Below are 16,616 nucleotides of genomic sequence, written 5' to 3'. Positions count from 1 at the left end.
TTTATTCCGCCGCTGGCTGCCTCAATAACGCTTTCTCTCGCCGTGCAATCACCGCCGGGTCGTTCATGAAATCCGTCCGCCGACCGGGCTTGCGGCCACGCTTCTGATAGCCGTTGCCTTGGCTGCCGTCGCGAATGCCGAACATATGATCCGTCTGGCCGGTGCGCCTGGGGCCGCTCTTGCTGCGCTGCTGCTCGCGCCCGGCCTGCATCTCGGCGACAACAGACAGCATATCGTCCAGCCGCTTGTTATCGACGACATCCGCGCGATGCACGGAGCGTAACGTATCGAAAGTTCTGTACGGTAGGGCAAAGCTCTCGTGCATGATCTCGAGCCGCCCGTCCGGATAGTCGCAAACGATCACCTTTTGGCCGGCCAACGGTCTGGAAACCTCGGTCGGATCGAGAATGAACAGCACCTTGTCGTAACGCAGTGTCAGGGACTGCGACAGGGTACGCACTTCCTTGCGGCACATGGCGCCATCGAGGTTCTCATGATCGGCCAGCGGCCGGTGCATGTCCTTCGGATTGCGTGCTGGCTTGCCGAAACGCGCGTTGAAATCCGCAATGAACTCAGGCACATAGGCATTAGCATCCTCGATTGCGTCGATACCGCGAAGCCGCATCTCCTTCACCAGCCGATCCTGCAGCGTCTGGTTGGCGCGTTCCACTCGGCCCTTGGCCTGCGGGGTGTTGGCGCAAATGATATCGATGTTCAGCTCATAGAGCGCCCGACCGAACTGTGTCAGGCCGCTCGTGCGGTCTTTCTCGGACGCATGGGTCGAACGAAAAACACCGTGTTTGTCGCTGTAGAAGGCCAGCGGCTTGCCCCATTGCTGCAGATAGGCCTTCGTCGCATGCAGATAGTCGAACGTGTTCTCCGAGCCAGCAAAGCGAAGATGTAAGAGCTTGCCGGTGGCATCGTCGATATAGACGAGCAGGGCGCATTTGGGACCGCGGTTCTCGAACCACCAGTGATGCGACCCGTCGATCTGCACCAGTTCGCCAAAGCAGTCACGTCGACCGCGTGGCTGGAAAACCCGCTTCTTGCGTTCCCGGCGAGAAACCCAGATGCCAGCCTCGGTCATCCATTGCCGCAGCGTCTCCTTGGCCACTGATATCCGATGCAGCTCGATAAGCTTCTCGCGCGCCAGTGTCGGACCGAAATCCAGATAGTGTTCGCGGATCAGATCCAGCGCTGCATTGCGAAACTCCTCGCTATGGCGCCGATTGCTCGGCCGTGATCGCTTCTTTGAAACAAGCCCAGCTGGACCATCCAGATCATAGGCCTGCAGCAGCCGATGCACCTGACTTCGACTGAGGTCGAGCAGTTCGGCAGCCCGGACAACGCTCAGGCGTTCGTCACGGATCTTCTGGATGACTTCGAGGCGATGCAATTCTTTCTGCGACATGGTGATCAAGCAGGACATGACGACTCCGACCGCTCATGGTCTCGACCAGGCTGAAGGTCGTCATCCTCGCTCCCAACGTTGGCATTGACCAGAACGTCGAGAGGCGAGACTGTCGCATCTCTAACTGGCCCAACTGTCGCATTACTATATAGCCGCTACATACAAAGATCGCATAAGATAGATTATGGAACTAAAACCGATGCCCAATCGCGCCGCTGATCCCAGTTCTCAGCCCATTACTGAGCCGCCTGCATCTCCGGCTGCGGCCACCGCTGCAGTGCGTCTCGTCCGGCGTCCGTCAAACCGTAGAGACCTCTATCGAGCCGTTCAAACCAACCGTAGACATTGGACAGCAGAATCTTCCCGGCCTCCGGCACTCCGGATCGGATGTCACGTACGCGCAACGGGCCTGATACGAGCGCCGCTGCGCAGCCAAGCGCCTGCTGGCGATATGCTGTCATGAGCGGCAACCGCGTGCTGCCGCCAAGCGCCGGATCGCCGCGGCGTTTCTGATGTTCGCGCATCAGACGCGAACGCCGCTTCGGATTCGTCCGCGGCATCGGTGATACGGAGCCGACGATGATGCTGACGTCGCCTGTATCCGAAATCCCGAGCATGCCGATGCCGAGCCGGCGGCAAAGATCGCGATAGCGTTTGTCGGCTTCCCGGCCTTTGCCCTTGGCTGAAATTCGGGCCGCGATCCAGACTTCGTCCGATATGGCAGCGCGATCGACGGCCTGCAGAATGAGCTCCAGATTGAAGCTCATCTTCAGCTCGCAGACTACGACAACAGGCGGATCGTCATCACTCAGGCCGACGAGATCGCAGCCGCCGACTTCACCCTTGACGACATACCCTGCTTTTTCAAGAAAGCCTTTGACGGGCAGATAAAGCGAAGTTTCCATGGGCCTGCGGATCGAAGAAAAGAATCGTTCCATAATCTACATCGATCCGCTGATACGGGACACCGCATCGATGATCATCAGCCGGATTACGCGTAATGACCGTGGATGGCCATCAACGCACCCCTTCGCAGGTTGACGGAAAACCCTCAAGACGCTAGCACGCTCGAAGCGTATTCCGGGGGTAATTCAACATGGATATTTTCACAGCGGCCGGTTTGACGGCTCTGCTGCAGGTCATTGCTATCGACCTTGTTCTCGCCGGCGACAATGCCGTCGTCATCGGCCTTGCTGCTGCCGGCCTGGAAGCCGCGCAACGCCGCAAGGCGATCCTTGTCGGCATTGTGGCGGCAACGGTGCTCCGCATCCTGTTCGCTTCTGTCGCAGTCTATCTTCTGGCGATTGTCGGCCTTCTGCTTGCCGGCGGCTTGCTGTTGCTCTGGGTCTGCTGGAAGATGTGGCGCGAGCTGCGTGCCGGCCACCGCGAGGACCATTCGGCCGAAGCCGGCGCACCGGCGCCGAGGAAGACCTTCTTCCAGGCTGCGACACAGATCGTCATCGCAGACGTTTCCATGTCGCTCGATAACGTGCTGGCCGTTGCCGGCGCCGCCCGCGAACATCCGAGCGTGCTGGTGCTAGGCCTCGGTCTTTCCATCGCGCTGATGGGCATCGCCGCGAACTTTATCGCCCGGCTGCTCAACAAACATCGCTGGATCGCCTATGTCGGCCTGCTGATCATCCTCTATGTCTCGTTGGACATGATCCACCGCGGATATCTCGAAATCGCGCCTTTTATCGGCAGCTAAAGCTCGACCTCGAAGCTCATCTGGTCGAACGCCGGAACCACATGGTCCGGCGTTTCAGCCATGACCACGTCATAATCGAGCGGCGTATGCATATGCGTCAGGATTGCCCGTTTCGGCCTTAGCCGCTCGATCCAGTCCAGCGATTGTTCCAGCGAAAGATGGCTGGGGTGATAGGCATATTGCAGGGCATCGATGATCAGCATGTCGAGGTTTTGCAGCTTCTCCACCGTTTGCGGCGGAAAATCGCTGATATCGCTGCAATAAGCCACATTCCCGATGCGGAAGCCGAGCGAATGGATATCGCCATGCTGTTGCAGATGCGGCATGAAGGCGATCGTTCCGCCCGGCCCATGGATTTCAATGGGCTTTTCCAGATCCTCGATCACGATCGGCAGCACGATCGGCGGGTAATTGCTGCCCGGCGGCGTTTCCAGGCAGTAGCCGAATGCTTCCCGCAGCCTGCCCATGGTGAACTGGTCGGCAAAGATCGGCACGCGCCGGCGGGTATTGTGGAAATAGCCGCGCAGATCGTCGATACCGTGAATATGGTCGGCATGCGGATGGGTGTAGAGGACCGCGTCCACATGGTCGACCCCTGCCCTGATCATCTGCTCGCGAAAATCCGGCCCCGTATCGATGACGACGGTCGTTGCAGCGCCATCATTAGAAAACTGCTGCACCATAAAGGCTGCGCGTGTTCTCTTATTCTTCGGATTGTCCGGGTTGCAGGCACCCCAGTCACCGGTAATGCGTGGCACGCCGGGCGACGACGAGCAGCCAAGAATGGTGAACCGCAGCCGCCGTGTCACGCCGCTAGATCCTCGGCATCTTGGAAAACAGACGGAAAGCATTGTCCGTAGTGATCCGAGCAACTTCCTCGTAGGAAAGGCCGGTCGTATCGGCCAGTACCTCGGCCGTATTCACCACGTAAGATGGCTCGTTGCGCTTGCCGCGCCAGCGCTTGGGCGCCAGATACGGCGCATCCGTTTCGACAAGTAGTCGGTCGTGCGGAATGGTCTTTGCGATCTCGCGCAGCTCTTCCGATTTCGGAAAGGTCAGGATGCCCGAAAAGGAGATGTAGCCGCCGAGCTCGACGCCAGTCCTCGCAAGCTCCGGACCGGCGGAGAAGCAATGCAGGATGAAGGGGAAGGCCCCCTTCCCTGTTTCCTCAGTGAGGATCGCCGCCATGTCGGCATCAGCGCTGCGACTGTGGATGACAAGCGGCAGCTTTGTTTCCCGCGCTGCAGCGATATGACGGCGAAAGCCTGTCTGCTGGTCTTCGGGCTTCTGCGTGTCGTAGAAATAATCGAGGCCAGCCTCGCCGATCGCAACGACTTTCTGATGTTCATTGGCGAGCCGGACCAGATCTTCCGTCTGGATGTCCAGTTCGTCGCCCGCATTGTTGGGATGCGTGCCGACCGAACAGAAGACGGAAGGATATTTTTCGGTGATTGCGAGCAGTCCGTCGAGCTTGCGCACGCGGGTGCAGATCGTCACCATCTGCGCCACACCGGACGCATGCGCGCGCGCGACGATCTCGTCGCGCTCAGCATCGAAATCGGCAAAGTCCAGATGGCAATGAGTATCGACCAGCACGGCCTTAAGCCTCCGGAGCCACGTAACGCGGGAAGACGGGCTTCGGCGCTTCGAGCGGCGTTCCCGGCACCAGACGGCCGGCTTCGCCAAGCGCTGCGAAGTCGCGCTTGGCGGCCGGCGCAGCCACCAGGTCGAGCAGCTTACCGGACGATTCCGGCATGAAGGGTTGCAGCAGGATGGCGATCTGGCGCACGACTTCGGCAGTGACATAAAGCACCGTGCCCATGCGCGCCGGATCGGTCTTCTTCAGCGCCCACGGCTCCTGGCCGGCGAAATAGCGGTCGGTTTCGGAGACGACAGCGATGATCGAGGCGAGCGCCCGGTGGATCAACTGCTTGCCCATGTCCTCGCGCGTCGAGGCATGCAATGCGTCGGCCTGCGCCAGCATCGCCTTGTCCTCATCGGTCAGCGGTCCGCATTCCGGGATCTTGCCGTCACAATTCTTGACGATCATTGACAGCGAGCGGCTGGCAAGGTTGCCGATGCCGTTGGCGAGGTCGGAATTGATGCGCGTGCCGATCGCCTCTTCGCTGTAGCTGCCGTCCTGGCCGAAGGAGACTTCGCGCAGGAAGAAATAGCGCACCTGGTCGAGGCCGAAATGGTTCACCAGATTGACGGGATCGACGACGTTGCCGAGCGACTTCGACATCTTCTCGCCCTTGTTGAGCAGGAAGCCGTGGGCGAAGACGCGCTTCGGCAGCGGCAGCTTCGCCGACATCAGGAAGGCCGGCCAGTAGACGGCGTGGAAACGGATGATGTCCTTGCCGATGATATGCACGTCGGCCGGCCAGTATTTCGCCCGAGGCCCGTTGCGGTCTTCGATATAGCCGGTCGCAGTGATGTAGTTGGTCAGCGCGTCGACCCAGACATACATGACATGCGAGGGATCGTTCGGCACCTTGATACCCCAATCGAAGGTCGTGCGCGAAATCGACAGATCCTTGAGGCCCGACTTGACGAAGGAGATCACTTCGTTGCGGCGCTCGGCCGGGCCGATGAAATCGGGGTTTTCTTCGTAGTGCTTCAGCAGCCGGTCCTGGTATTCGGAGAGCTTGAAGAAGTAGCTCGCCTCTTCCACCCATTCGACCGGCGTGCCCTGCGGCCCGTAGCGCACGCCGTCGGCGCGCAGCTCGGTTTCGTTTTCCTGATAATACGCTTCGTCGCGTACGGAATACCAGCCGGCGTAGGAATCCTTGTAGACATCGCCGTTGTCGGCCATCAGGTTCCAGATGTTGCGTGAGGTCTCGTGGTGACGCTCCTGCGTGGTGCGGATGAAGTCGTCGTTCGAAGCATTGAGTAGCTTCGCCATCGCCTGGAATTCGCCCGAGTTGCGGTCGGCAAGCGACTGCGCCGTGATGCCCTCGGCGCGCGCCGTCTGCTGCATCTTCTGGCCGTGCTCGTCTGTGCCCGTCAGGAAGAAGACATCCTTACCGTCGAGGCGCTGGTAGCGCGCCATAGCGTCAGTCGCGATCAGCTCATAGGCATGGCCGATATGCGGCTTGCCGTTGGGATAGGAGATCGCTGTCGTGATGTAGAAAGGGGTCTTGTCTGTCATGGCGGCCAATTCCGGCTTACTCTATAAAAAACGTCAGCCGCTATTAGCGCATGTCTCGCACAAGCGAAACATCAAGTTTGGCAGCCGCCGACGATTTCCGAGCCGCATATTGATGACCTTGACTCGTGTTCTGGCGCAATCTACCCCTTCTGTCGCAAGAGGGCGGGACGGAAGCAAAGTGCCATTTTTCATCGATTGGAATAGTCACGGCCGCGCGCCCTCGGAGGCGCGTATTTGACGTTCGAGCCTCTCTATTCTCTGTCTGGTCTCATGGTGGGAGCGCTTGTCGGCATCACCGGCGTCGGTGGCGGTTCGCTGATGACGCCCCTGCTCGTGCTCCTTTTCGGTGTCCATCCGGCGACAGCCGTCGGAACCGATCTTCTCTACGCAGCAATCACCAAAACGGCCGGCACGGCTGTTCACGGCATGCATGGCCGCGTCAACTGGAAGATCGTCGGCAGTCTTGCGGCCGGCAGTGTCCCTGCGGCACTTTCGATGCTCTGGCTGATGGCTGGCGTCGATCGCAAAAGCATTGGCGTCACGAGTACCATCACCACCGCGCTCGGCTGGCTTCTGGTCATGACTGCAATCATGCTGGTTTTCCGCAGCCAGATCCTCGAATTTGCTCGCCGCGCCATCGGCGAGCGTATGCCGCCGAAACCGGCGACTATCGCATTTTTCACCGTTGGTCTGGGCCTTGTGCTCGGCGTGCTCGTCACCTTGACCTCGGTCGGCGCCGGCGCCTTGGGTGTGACGATACTGCTCATCCTCTACCCCCGCCTCGACGTGCGCGAGATCGTCGGCTCGGATATCGTCCATGCGGTGCCGCTCACCCTGATCGGCGGCATGGGATACTGGTTCATCGGCGAAATCGACTGGGCGATGCTGTTTGCCCTGCTGGTCGGTTCCATTCCCGGAATCATTGTCGGCAGCCTGCTCGCGCCGAAACTGCACGAGCGCACTATCCGCATCGTACTGGCAGTCACGCTCGCCGTCGTTGCCTGGAAATTGCTGGCCAGCTGATTAGGGCAATTCCAGCAAAGTGTGCAGCGGTTTTGCGTCCGGAATTGCGTGAAAATAAAGAGATAGAAAGTCCTTAGTGTGTCCGAATGGACGCACTAAGGACTTTCTACACGCGCGGCTGCTTGATCTCGGAAAGCACTTCCATGATCGTCTGCTTGCGGTCGAGATTGTATGCGTCGGAGACGGTCAGCTTCTCGGTGATTTCGGAATAAAGCCGCGCCAAACGTTCGGCCGCCGCAATCTGCCCCTCACCCGCAGCAAGGCGCGCGCGGTTCATAACGTCATCGCCCACATGGCTGACGAAGAAATCGAAGATCGTATCGGCTTCCCTGCCCGAAAGCGCATCCGCAAGCCGGTGCATGGCCTTGCGTGCCGCCGGCCCCTCGGAGGACAGAACATCGTTATAGGCCTGAATGATCTCGCCGCCGCCATAGTTCAGCAGTTTCAGCGCCTCACCGACACTGCCCTTTGCTGCAGAAAGCAGTGCCTGCCCCTCCCCCTCGACGCCGAGATGGGCAAGTGCCGAAACAAGCGCACCATCGTCAAGGGGGGCAAGCTTCAGCGGCAGGCAGCGCGACCGGATCGTCGGCAGCAGCTTTCCCGGCGCATGCGACAGAACGAGGAACATCGCCCGCTTCGGCGGTTCCTCAAGGATCTTCAGGATCGCGTTTGCCGCATTCCGGTTCATGTCGTCGGCGGGATCGATGATGACGATGCGCCAGTTGCCGGTGCCCGACGTCTGGGAGAAGAACTTGCCAGCCCGGCGTACTTCGTCAACGGTAATCGCTGATTTGACCTTGCCGGTCTTCTCGTCGACCGGACGGGAAAGATGCAGGAGATTGTGCGAGGCGCCGGAGGCGATCTGCCGGCTCACGGCAGAGGCCGGATCTGGATCGGCAATTCGCTCCGGTGCGCTTGCCGGATCGGGATGCGACAGAACGTGATTGGCAAAGCGGAAGGCCAAAGTCGCCTTGCCGATCCCCTCCGGCCCCTCGATCAGGATTGCATGATGTCCTTTGCCGGAGCGGTAGAACTGCGCCAGGAAATCCTCGGCCTCTTCATGGCCAAAGAGCTTCGTGTTCTCGGCCGGCCATATGGCGCCGTCGAGCAGTCCGGGCCTCTCCTCACTCATGATGCGCCGCTTCCGGCATCCGCGCTTCGGCCGATGGTTTCAGCAACTGCCTGACGATGGTGAGGATCTCCGCTGCAATCGCTTCTTCCGGCTGCGTGGCGTTGACGACATGGCAGCGCTCCGGCTCGCGCGCGGCGATATCGAGATAGGCTTCGCGGCGTTTTTCGTGCGTTTCGAGCGTTTCCTTCTCGAATCGGTCAGGGCCGTCAGCATTTCGCTTGATAACGCGTTCCAGCCCCAGCTTGGCCGGAATATCGAGGATCAGCGTACAGTCAGGCATCACGCCGTTGATGGCGACGCGCTGCAGCGTCTCGATGAATTCCGGCTCCAGGTTGCCGGTAATGCCCTGATAGACGCGCGAGGAATCCATGAAGCGGTCGCAGAGCACGATCCTGCCCTTGTAGAGCGCCGGGCGGATGATCTCTTCCACGTGATCGTTGCGGGCGGCGGCAAAGAGGATCGCCTCCATGCGGGTGCCGAAAGCTTCCGCAGCACCCGAAAGCAGCACATGTCGCACTGCTTCGGCGCCCGGCGAGCCCCCGGGCTCCCGGGTCAACAGCACGTCATGGCCTTCGGCTTTCAGGGCCTCGGCAAGACGGCGGATCTGCGTGGACTTCCCAGCCCCCTCTCCGCCTTCAAACGTAACGAACAATCCTGTACCGGACGACAATGATACTTTCCCGCATTCTGAGCGCCGTGCTCTTTCTCTATCTATCCGAAGATAGTGCGCAGCGAAACCTTTTGCCGCGGCGACATATTCGCCTTCCCCGGCAAATTACGGCTATCTGCGCCCGAAAAGAAGCGTCAGCTCTGCTCGGACTTGTCCCATAGCCAGGAGAAGAACAGCGATTCGCCAAGCTCGAGCAGCGCGTCGATCGCACGGCTGCTGAGCGAGCCCACCTCCACGGATTGCACCGTATAGAGCGGCACTTCTCGCAGCATCCTGTTGCCAGAAACGATCCGCAGCGTGCCGACTTCCGTATCCGCCTTGACTGGCGCCATCAGTGGCCAGTGATAGACGATGCGGGCAGCAAGCCGATCCGGATTGTTGATCGGAATGTAAACGCTGACCGGCGCCTTGGCGACGAGATCAACTGTGCGCGCCGTGCCGCCATAGACACTTGCCGCTCCGATGACTTCCGTGTCTGCAAAGACCTGACGGCTCTCGAAGGCTGTCAGCCCCCATTCCAGCACGCGCTTGGCTTCTTCCGTGCGCTCCTTGTCGGAGGCGATGCCGGCAAGCGCTACGAAGAGCCGCCGTCCGTTGCGCTGCACGGAGGCGACGATCGAATAGCCCTCGCCTTCCGTGAAGCCGGTCGCGAGACCGTCCGCTCCGAGATCCATACCCAGCAGTGGATTGCGGTTGCGCTGGAAGATCTTGTTCCACTCGAAATCAGGCTGGGCGAAATAGGAATAGAGATTGGGATAGGATGTTTGCAGATTGGTGGCGAGCGTCACCAGTTCCCTGGCCGTCACCTTGCTCTTGCCATCCGGGATTCCGGTTGAATTGCCGAAGACGGCCTTGTCCATGCCGAGATCGCGTGCGCGACGCGTCATCGATGCCGCAAACTGGTCTTCGCTGCCGCCCATGCCCTCGGCAAGGATGATGCAGCCATCATTGGCACCCTGGATGGCTACACCCTTGATCAGATCCTCGACGCGAACCCTCGATTTCAGCGCCGCAAACATCGTGGCGGCACGCGAAGGCGCACCGCCCGTGCGCCAGGCATATTCGGAGACGGGATATTCGGTATCGAGTGAGATCTGGCCTTTGCTGACGGCATCGAAAACGAGATCCATCGTCATCAGCTTCGCAAGCGCGGCGGGTGCGAAAACCTGGTTCTCGTTCTTGGCGAGAAGCACCGTGCCGGTCGACGCCTCGATCATATAGGCCTGCGCGGCCTTGGTGACGAAACCGGCCTCGGTTCCCTCTGCCGCAACGGCAGCAGAAGCAGGCAAAAGCAGGCATGCAAGAAGGCGAAGCAATGGCTTCAACATCGCAATTCCCATTGATCGTGCGGGTTGATTCAGGAGGGTAAAGCGTGCCGGAAGCCGATGCAATTACACTTTATCGCGCCTTTGCGCTGCCGCCATTCTGGCGCTTGAAGGAGGCGAGAATGGATTCCTGCGTCAGCCCGTCATTGCGCACCATCACGGCATCGAAAGCGAGCGGAACCTTCACGGTGATCGCTTTCTGATAGTTCATCGCGAGCGACGCGCCCTTCGACCAGCCGTTCGGACGTTCAAAGGGAATGGGTCCGATTTCCGGCAGGATCACACCCTGTTCCATCGCCTGCGCCTCATTCGAGAAAGTCGGGGGTGGCTGCAGGAAATGGCCGCCTGCCGGCGCCGCATTGTATTTGGCACTCGGCGAGTTGCCCGCATAAGCAGCGGACGAGAATGGCACCGGTACGCTGTCAGGCGAAGGGTCGGAATAGCCGCCGAGGCTCTGCAACTGGTCGCCGGTGATCTTCTTGCTGTTGGAGGCAACCATCACGCCGGTCGCGATCTGACCCCCGCCCGGATAGATACCCGGAATACGGCTGCCCTTCGGAACATAGGATGCCATCAGATAGGGCATGTCGTGGCCGTCGAGCGGCGCTCTCCCGACATATTGTACGCGAACATTGCCCGTGCCGCTGTGCTGCAGGTCGAGCATGGACGCCGTCTTGTTGGAAAGGTCGATGATGCGGCCTTCATGGTACGGACCGCGGTCGTTGACACGCACGATGACCGACGAGCCGTTCTCCGTATTGGTCACACGCGCATAGCTCGGCAGCGGGAAGGTCGGATGCGCGGCGGAAAGGTGCATCTGGTCGTAGACTTCGCCATTCGCGGTCAAGCGGCCGTGGAAAGCCGACCCATACCAAGAAGCGATGCCCACCTTGTTATAGGAGTAGTCCTCCTTGGGGTAATACATCTTGCCCTTCACCACATAGGGATCGCCCACCATGTAGCGGCCGCCGCCCTTCGGAATATTGTTGCCGTTGGCAACGCGTGGGCTGGCTTTGACGCCATATTCGCTCTCGGAGAAATATTCCTTACCGTGGGATTTCTTCTTGGGAACCGCCTGCGTCGTACCGCAAGCCGCCACTGTTGCGCACATGGCGGACAATGCCAGCCACCGTGCCGCCGTTGCGAAAGACGCCGCCCCGTAATTCAGTTTCATATGCCCCACGCCACTCAAGACCGTTTTATGGTTAAGGAACTCACTCGTGAATGAGTTGGAGCTGCCTTATTCCCTGCCTGCCTAACGAGACTTTAATCTTGTGGATATCGTGGCGAATTTGCGAACGATTTCGAGGCGATAGCGAGAATTCTAATGACTATGGTTAATATTTGGTTGATTTTAATCTGTGCGGGAATGAAATCACGGATGTATTTCCGCATGTTGGACCGTTTCGGATCGTGACAGTACCTTTTGGCAACCACGATGGTCCTGCCCCGCAGCAGGACACATTATAGCAGTTTATTCGTCCGAGCTGTCAGAGCGCATTGACGCTGAAGTCCGAACCGCTATAAAGCCAGCCGAACCGCGATTTGGCCATCGGCGGAAGGAGTCCTCGTCAAAAATGAGGGCCTGCCAGCAGAGACGAGCCGGATCAACTGGATGGAAGAGTGTCCGAGTGGTTTAAGGAACCGGTCTTGAAAACCGGCGTGCGGGAAACCGTACCGTGGGTTCGAATCCCACCTCTTCCGCCATAAATTATTGAAGCTATTAATTATTTTTCCTTCTGTAGCCGAGATGCTCGTCGCTTGGTTTCGACGAACATGACCTAGGCTAAGCGCATCCAATCATATTTCATTATCCTCTTGATTTTGGGATAGGTTCGCCCGAACGATATCTGAAAGCTGGATTGCGTTGTCCGGGCTCCCAAAACGACGAGTTCAACGGCGCAGTTGGAGGATGAGAGGGGAATTGCATGGCGGAGGTACTGGACCTCGACTGCGTCGTCGTGGGCGGAGGGGTCGTGGGGCTCGCGGTCGCGCGCGAACTTGCAATATCCGGCCGCGACGTGGTTCTTCTCGAGGCGGAACCGATAACCGGCAGCATCACATCCGCCCGCAACAGCGAGGTCATCCATGCCGGGCTCTACTATGCCACCGGCAGCTTGAAGGCTGGGCTCTGCGTTGCCGGAAAACACCGGCTTTACGACTATTGCCGGGAACGAAATATTCCCCACAGGGACTGCGGCAAACTCGTTGTCGCTGCGAGTGAGGAGGACGTTGGATATCTTGAAAAGCTGTCGAGGCAGGCTGCCGCCAATGGCGTCGAAGACTGCTATCTGATCGATGCTGCGGAGCTTGCTCTCAGGCAACCACAAATCAGGGGCTGTGCAGCACTTGTCTCGCCGTCAACCGGCATTATCGACAGCCATAGCCTCATGCAAGCCTACATCACGGATATAGAGGCCAATGGCGGAGCCGTTATCTGCAATTCTCCCGTCATCGACGGTGAGTTCACTGCGGACAAGGTTCGCCTCGCAGTCGGCGGCCGCGATCCGGTAGAGATCGAAGCACGCCTTGTGGTCAATGCCGCTGGCCTGAATGCCTGGGCCTTGTCAGAAAGCCTGTCCGGCCTGGACGCCAGCACCATCCCGCCGCGGCACTACGCCAAGGGATGTTATTTCGCCCTGACCGGCCGCGCACCCGCAACGCAGCTGATCTACCCGGTCCCCGAACCCGGTGGTCTCGGGGTGCATCTGACACTCGACCTTGCTGGCCAGGCGCGCTTCGGTCCTGATGTCGAGTGGACCGAGACGATTGACTACGACGTCGATCCAAGCCGTGCGGACAAGTTCTATTCCGCAATCCGCCGCTATTGGCCCAACCTGGTGGATGGCGCGCTGCAGCCCGCCTATTCAGGCATCCGCCCGAAGATCGCCGGCCCGGCCGCGGGCGGTGGTGGTGACTTCGTGATTCAAGGGCCGGAGCAAACCGGTCACCCCGCCTATGTGGCGCTCTACGGAATTGAGAGTCCCGGCCTGACTGCTTCGCTCGCCATCGGGCAGAGGGTGGCGCGACTTACCGAATAGATAACTTCCTGTCGTCTGCCGGCTTTCATTGAGGCGAGAGCCGTAGAGGTCGTATCGACCAAGTCTCTTCTTTGATAATGCAAATTGAGAAAGCTCCGGTTCCGGGTGATTTAATATTAGGTGTATCGCATGTTGAGTCGTGACAATTTTACTTAAATTTCGCACTTAACTACTTATTAATAAGCGGCTTGCGCAGTTGAGGCGATGAACTATGCTTGCTCCCAATAAAGGGAGGATTTGATGTTCAAGAAGAGCTTGCTGATGCCGGCCGGTTTTGCCGCACTGGCCTTTTCAGGACTGATGTTTCAGATCGCGGCTCATGCCTTTTCCGCGCCGGTTACATTACTTCATCCCTGACGGCGCTAAGCCGCTGCCATACCGGAACTTTTTTCGATTGCGCGCGTTCTATCCCACGTTTTACCCAGGAGGGAGATTGTCATGGAAAACGAAGGTGTAGGTTGGATTGCAGCCATCATTATCGGCGGTTTCGCCGGATGGCTGGCGGAGAAGTTCATGCACAGCAATATGGGCGTGTTCATGAACATATTGCTCGGCATCATAGGCGCGATCGTCGCCAACTGGATTCTCGGTATCCTCAGCATCCAGCCACTCAGCGGCTGGCTCGGATACCTGATCACGGGCTTTGTTGGCGCGTGCATCCTGATTGCGATCGGACGCCTCATCCGCCGCTGACCTGACACGGGAAAGATTGCCAGAAAAGATTAAAGGCCGGACGTCATGCGTCCGGCTTTTTTCGTCTATCGACGGCTGAGGAGACCGAAGAGATAGGCGACGCCTGCCGTGATGGCGATTGCGGTCAGCGGCTCTTCACGCACCTTGTCGCGGACACGCTCGGTCATGATGGCGGCTTCGTCGGTCACTGCGGTCTTTGCGCCCTGCCCCAGCGCGATCACGCTCTCCGAGAGGCGGGCCAGATCCTCGCGCAACGCAGCAACCTGCGCGGACAGATCTTCGGCGGCTACTTCGGCCTTGACGCGCGCAGCGGTGGATTCGGCGGAAGCGGTTTTCAATTCGGCCATGGTCTGCTCCTGTTTGATGGAATGCCGCTTCAACGAAATGAAGACTGTAAAGGTTCCGCAAATCACGCATCTTTTGTCGCTCACAGCGGGTTAGCGGGAGCGTGTGCAACTCCCGCAAGCTTTTCATGCGACAAGCCTTCATTTCCTCGCAGCTTTGTTTTATGGAACGACGAATGTCTGCCCTTCCGGGCCAATGATAATGCGAGGTTTGCGTTTCCATGTTCCATCTTCTGAGAAGAGCTGCTCAGACCTGGGTTGCCAAGCTGCTCCTGCTCCTGCTCGTTGCCTCCTTCGGCATCTGGGGCGTGTCGCGTGAGCTGATAAGCGGCGGCAACAGCACGACGGTGGTCACCGTCGGCGACCAGCATGTGGACGTCAATGAATTCCGCCTTGCCTATCAGCGCCAGGTCGCCCAGCTCGGCCAGCAATACGGCGTGCGTCTGACGCCGGAGCAGGCCCGCGCTTTCGGCGTTGAACAGCAGGTCCTCGCCCAGCTCGTTGCCGGTGCCTCGCTCGATCAGCTTGCCGATGAGATGGGCCTCGGCCTTTCCGAGGACCGCCTCGCCCAGCTGATCGGTGATGATCCGGCTTTCAAGGCAGTCAACGGCCAGTTTGACCGCTCGCTCTTCACCTCTCGTCTGCGCAATGCCGGCATTCGCGAAGACGACTATATCAAGGATCGCAGCAAGCAAGCTGTCCGCAGCCAGATCATCGAAGCCGTTGCCAACGGTTTCCAGGCGCCTGCAACGCTCGTCAACGCGCTGAAACTCTACGGCAATGAGAGCCGCAGCGTCGACTACCTGCTGCTCACCAACGCCAATATCGAGCCGATCAAGGCGCCGGCCGACGATGTGCTCTCCAAGTGGTTCGAAGACGCCAAGCAGCGCTACCGCGCGCCGGAATACCGCAAGATCGCCTATCTGAAGCTTCAGCCCGACGATATTGCCGATCCGACAACCGTTACCGACGACCAGATCAAGGAAGCCTTCGACAAGGCCAAGGCGACCTACACGACGCCGGAAAGCCGCACGCTGGAACAGCTGACTTTCGCCAGCAAGGATCTCGCCAACGCGGCCGAAACCGCGCTGAAGAGCGGCACGAGCTTCGACCAGCTCGTCACCGATCAGGGCAAGACTGCGGGCGACGTGCTGCTCGGCGAATTCACCAAGGACAAGGTTCCCGATCAGGCTGTTGCTGACGCCGCCTTCGCGGTGAAGGCGGATGGCGGCACCACGCCTGTCGTCGACGGTACTTTCGGTCCTGTGATCCTGCGCGTGACCAATATCAAGCCGGAGACCACGAAGAGCTTCGACGAGGTCAAGGAGGAGCTCCGCAAGCAGCTTTCGGTCGCCAATGCTTCGCAGGAAGTCATCAATGTTCACGACCGTATCGAAGATATGCGGGCCGGCGGTACGTCTCTGGAAGAGATCGCCAACCAGCTCAAGCTGAAGACCGTCGTCATCGACGCCGTCGACATGACGGGTGCAGACAAAGACGGTAATCCGGTCAAGGACATTCCGGCTCAACAGCAGCTTCTGCCGGAAGCTTTCAAGACCGATGTCGGCGCCGATGCGGTCGCCATTTCCGTCGGCAATGACGGCTATGTCTGGTTCGATGTCCGCGACATCATGCCGGAGCGTGAGCGTCCGCTTGCCGAAGTGCGTGACAAGGCGGTTCAGGACTGGACCGCAGAACAACAGAAGGTCGAGCTCGCCAAGAAGGCCGACGAGCTGAAGGCCGAGGCGCAGAAGGGCACCTCGCTTGCCGATATCGCCACCCCGCTCGGCATCGCCGTCGAAAGCAAGAGCGGCTTTACCCGCTCGACCGACGATCCCGTTCTCGGTCGCGCCGGCATCAACGCCGCCTTCTCCGGCCCTGTCGATACCGTCGCAGCAGCCGTCGGCGCTGACCCGAGCACGCAGATCCTGCTGAAAGTGACCGAGGTCAACGACGAACCGACGACCGATGCCTTGAACAACCGCGACCAGCAGATCACTGCTATCGCAAACCAGGCCGGTGATGACATTCTCGATCAGATGGTGAACCTGCTGCAGAGCCAGTACGGCGCACAGGTTAACCAGAAACTCGCCGAACAGGCGACCGTCCGCTAGGGGG

At 59.4% G+C, this 16,616-nt stretch carries 15 protein-coding genes and 1 tRNA gene; 6 read left to right on the top strand and 10 right to left on the bottom strand.

The window, feature by feature from the left end:
- Position 1: 1 nt before the first annotated feature.
- Both H4W29_RS34040 and H4W29_RS34035 read right to left on the bottom strand, forming a co-directional pair.
- Positions 2-1,429 (bottom strand): ISNCY family transposase, encoded by a 1,428-nt coding sequence (locus H4W29_RS34040; RefSeq protein ID WP_192731023.1) that lies wholly within the window; start codon positions 1,427-1,429, stop codon positions 2-4.
- Between the two features lie 218 nt (positions 1,430-1,647).
- Positions 1,648-2,316, bottom strand: a complete 669-nt coding sequence (locus H4W29_RS34035; RefSeq protein ID WP_192733236.1) for a DUF2161 domain-containing phosphodiesterase — start codon at positions 2,314-2,316, stop codon at positions 1,648-1,650.
- Positions 2,317-2,507: 191 nt separating this feature from the next.
- Between H4W29_RS34035 and H4W29_RS34030 the strand changes: the two genes are divergently transcribed.
- Positions 2,508-3,119 (top strand): TerC family protein, encoded by a 612-nt coding sequence (locus tag H4W29_RS34030; protein ID WP_192733235.1) that lies wholly within the window; start codon positions 2,508-2,510, stop codon positions 3,117-3,119.
- On the opposite strand, the gene H4W29_RS34025 is transcribed toward H4W29_RS34030, so the two are convergent.
- From H4W29_RS34025 to metG, 3 genes are read right to left on the bottom strand one after another with little or no spacing between them, the layout of a single operon-like run.
- Positions 3,116-3,928 (bottom strand): MBL fold metallo-hydrolase, encoded by an 813-nt coding sequence (locus H4W29_RS34025; protein ID WP_192733234.1) that lies wholly within the window; start codon positions 3,926-3,928, stop codon positions 3,116-3,118. The genes H4W29_RS34030 and H4W29_RS34025 overlap by 4 nt on opposite strands.
- Before the next feature lie 4 nt (positions 3,929-3,932).
- Entirely contained in the window at positions 3,933-4,715 is a 783-nt protein-coding gene (locus H4W29_RS34020; protein WP_192733233.1) for a TatD family hydrolase, read from the bottom strand.
- Between the two features lie 4 nt (positions 4,716-4,719).
- A complete protein-coding gene (gene metG, locus H4W29_RS34015) occupies positions 4,720-6,270 on the bottom strand; it encodes a methionine--tRNA ligase (protein ID WP_192733232.1) in 1,551 nt (516 codons plus the stop codon).
- Between the two features lie 234 nt (positions 6,271-6,504).
- Between metG and H4W29_RS34010 the strand changes: the two genes are divergently transcribed.
- Positions 6,505-7,293: a sulfite exporter TauE/SafE family protein gene (locus H4W29_RS34010; RefSeq protein ID WP_192733231.1), complete on the top strand. Its 789-nt coding sequence runs from the start codon at positions 6,505-6,507 to the stop codon at positions 7,291-7,293.
- Positions 7,294-7,399: 106 nt separating this feature from the next.
- Here H4W29_RS34010 and H4W29_RS34005 read toward each other — a convergent pair whose 3' ends face one another.
- From H4W29_RS34005 to H4W29_RS33990, 4 genes are all read right to left on the bottom strand, one after another.
- Entirely contained in the window at positions 7,400-8,425 is a 1,026-nt protein-coding gene (locus H4W29_RS34005; RefSeq protein ID WP_192733230.1) for a DNA polymerase III subunit delta', read from the bottom strand.
- Positions 8,418-9,095 (bottom strand): dTMP kinase, encoded by a 678-nt coding sequence (tmk, locus tag H4W29_RS34000; RefSeq protein WP_192733229.1) that lies wholly within the window; start codon positions 9,093-9,095, stop codon positions 8,418-8,420. Before tmk ends, H4W29_RS34005 begins: the two co-directional genes overlap by 8 nt.
- A 134-nt stretch (positions 9,096-9,229) precedes the next feature.
- The gene (locus tag H4W29_RS33995) at positions 9,230-10,423 is read right to left on the bottom strand and encodes a D-alanyl-D-alanine carboxypeptidase family protein (RefSeq protein WP_112968130.1); all 1,194 of its coding nucleotides are present in this window, start codon (positions 10,421-10,423) and stop codon (positions 9,230-9,232) included.
- Between the two features lie 70 nt (positions 10,424-10,493).
- The gene (locus tag H4W29_RS33990) at positions 10,494-11,594 is read right to left on the bottom strand and encodes a septal ring lytic transglycosylase RlpA family protein (RefSeq protein WP_192733228.1); all 1,101 of its coding nucleotides are present in this window, start codon (positions 11,592-11,594) and stop codon (positions 10,494-10,496) included.
- Between the two features lie 443 nt (positions 11,595-12,037).
- Here H4W29_RS33990 and H4W29_RS33985 point away from each other — a divergent pair.
- The 3 genes from H4W29_RS33985 to H4W29_RS33975 all read left to right on the top strand — a co-directional run bounded on the left by H4W29_RS33985 (position 12,038) and on the right by H4W29_RS33975 (position 14,154).
- A tRNA-Ser gene (locus H4W29_RS33985) sits at positions 12,038-12,127 on the top strand.
- Between the two features lie 221 nt (positions 12,128-12,348).
- Positions 12,349-13,461 (top strand): NAD(P)/FAD-dependent oxidoreductase, encoded by a 1,113-nt coding sequence (locus tag H4W29_RS33980; RefSeq protein WP_192733227.1) that lies wholly within the window; start codon positions 12,349-12,351, stop codon positions 13,459-13,461.
- Positions 13,462-13,899: 438 nt separating this feature from the next.
- Positions 13,900-14,154, top strand: a complete 255-nt coding sequence (locus H4W29_RS33975) for a GlsB/YeaQ/YmgE family stress response membrane protein (RefSeq protein ID WP_192733226.1) — start codon at positions 13,900-13,902, stop codon at positions 14,152-14,154.
- A 65-nt stretch (positions 14,155-14,219) separates the two neighbouring features.
- Here H4W29_RS33975 and H4W29_RS33970 read toward each other — a convergent pair whose 3' ends face one another.
- On the bottom strand, positions 14,220-14,501 hold the full coding sequence (locus H4W29_RS33970) for a hypothetical protein (RefSeq protein ID WP_192733225.1): 282 nt from the start codon (positions 14,499-14,501) through the stop codon (positions 14,220-14,222).
- Positions 14,502-14,719: 218 nt separating this feature from the next.
- On the opposite strand from H4W29_RS33970, the gene H4W29_RS33965 reads away from it, so the two are divergent.
- Complete coding sequence (locus H4W29_RS33965) at positions 14,720-16,612, top strand: SurA N-terminal domain-containing protein (protein WP_192733224.1); 1,893 nt, start codon at positions 14,720-14,722, stop codon at positions 16,610-16,612.
- Positions 16,613-16,616 lie beyond the last annotated feature (4 nt).

Source organism: Rhizobium viscosum (assembly GCF_014873945.1).
GTDB classification, from domain to species: domain Bacteria; phylum Pseudomonadota; class Alphaproteobacteria; order Rhizobiales; family Rhizobiaceae; genus Rhizobium; species Rhizobium viscosum.
Note: the sequence above shows the minus strand (reverse complement) of the source record. Positions and strands in the feature narration are given on the sequence as shown.

Coding starts and splice junctions, on each gene's coding strand:
- H4W29_RS34040 (WP_192731023.1), bottom strand. CDS start 1,429: ATGTCCTGCTTGATCACCATGTCGCAGAAAGAATTGCATCGCCTCGAA.
- H4W29_RS34035 (WP_192733236.1), bottom strand. CDS start 2,316: ATGGAAACTTCGCTTTATCTGCCCGTCAAAGGCTTTCTTGAAAAAGCA.
- H4W29_RS34030 (WP_192733235.1), top strand. CDS start 2,508: ATGGATATTTTCACAGCGGCCGGTTTGACGGCTCTGCTGCAGGTCATT.
- metG (WP_192733232.1), bottom strand. CDS start 6,270: ATGACAGACAAGACCCCTTTCTACATCACGACAGCGATCTCCTATCCC.
- H4W29_RS34005 (WP_192733230.1), bottom strand. CDS start 8,425: ATGAGTGAGGAGAGGCCCGGACTGCTCGACGGCGCCATATGGCCGGCC.
- H4W29_RS33995 (WP_112968130.1), bottom strand. CDS start 10,423: ATGTTGAAGCCATTGCTTCGCCTTCTTGCATGCCTGCTTTTGCCTGCT.
- H4W29_RS33990 (WP_192733228.1), bottom strand. CDS start 11,594: ATGAAACTGAATTACGGGGCGGCGTCTTTCGCAACGGCGGCACGGTGG.
- H4W29_RS33980 (WP_192733227.1), top strand. CDS start 12,349: ATGGCGGAGGTACTGGACCTCGACTGCGTCGTCGTGGGCGGAGGGGTC.
- H4W29_RS33975 (WP_192733226.1), top strand. CDS start 13,900: ATGGAAAACGAAGGTGTAGGTTGGATTGCAGCCATCATTATCGGCGGT.
- H4W29_RS33970 (WP_192733225.1), bottom strand. CDS start 14,501: ATGGCCGAATTGAAAACCGCTTCCGCCGAATCCACCGCTGCGCGCGTC.
- H4W29_RS33965 (WP_192733224.1), top strand. CDS start 14,720: ATGTTCCATCTTCTGAGAAGAGCTGCTCAGACCTGGGTTGCCAAGCTG.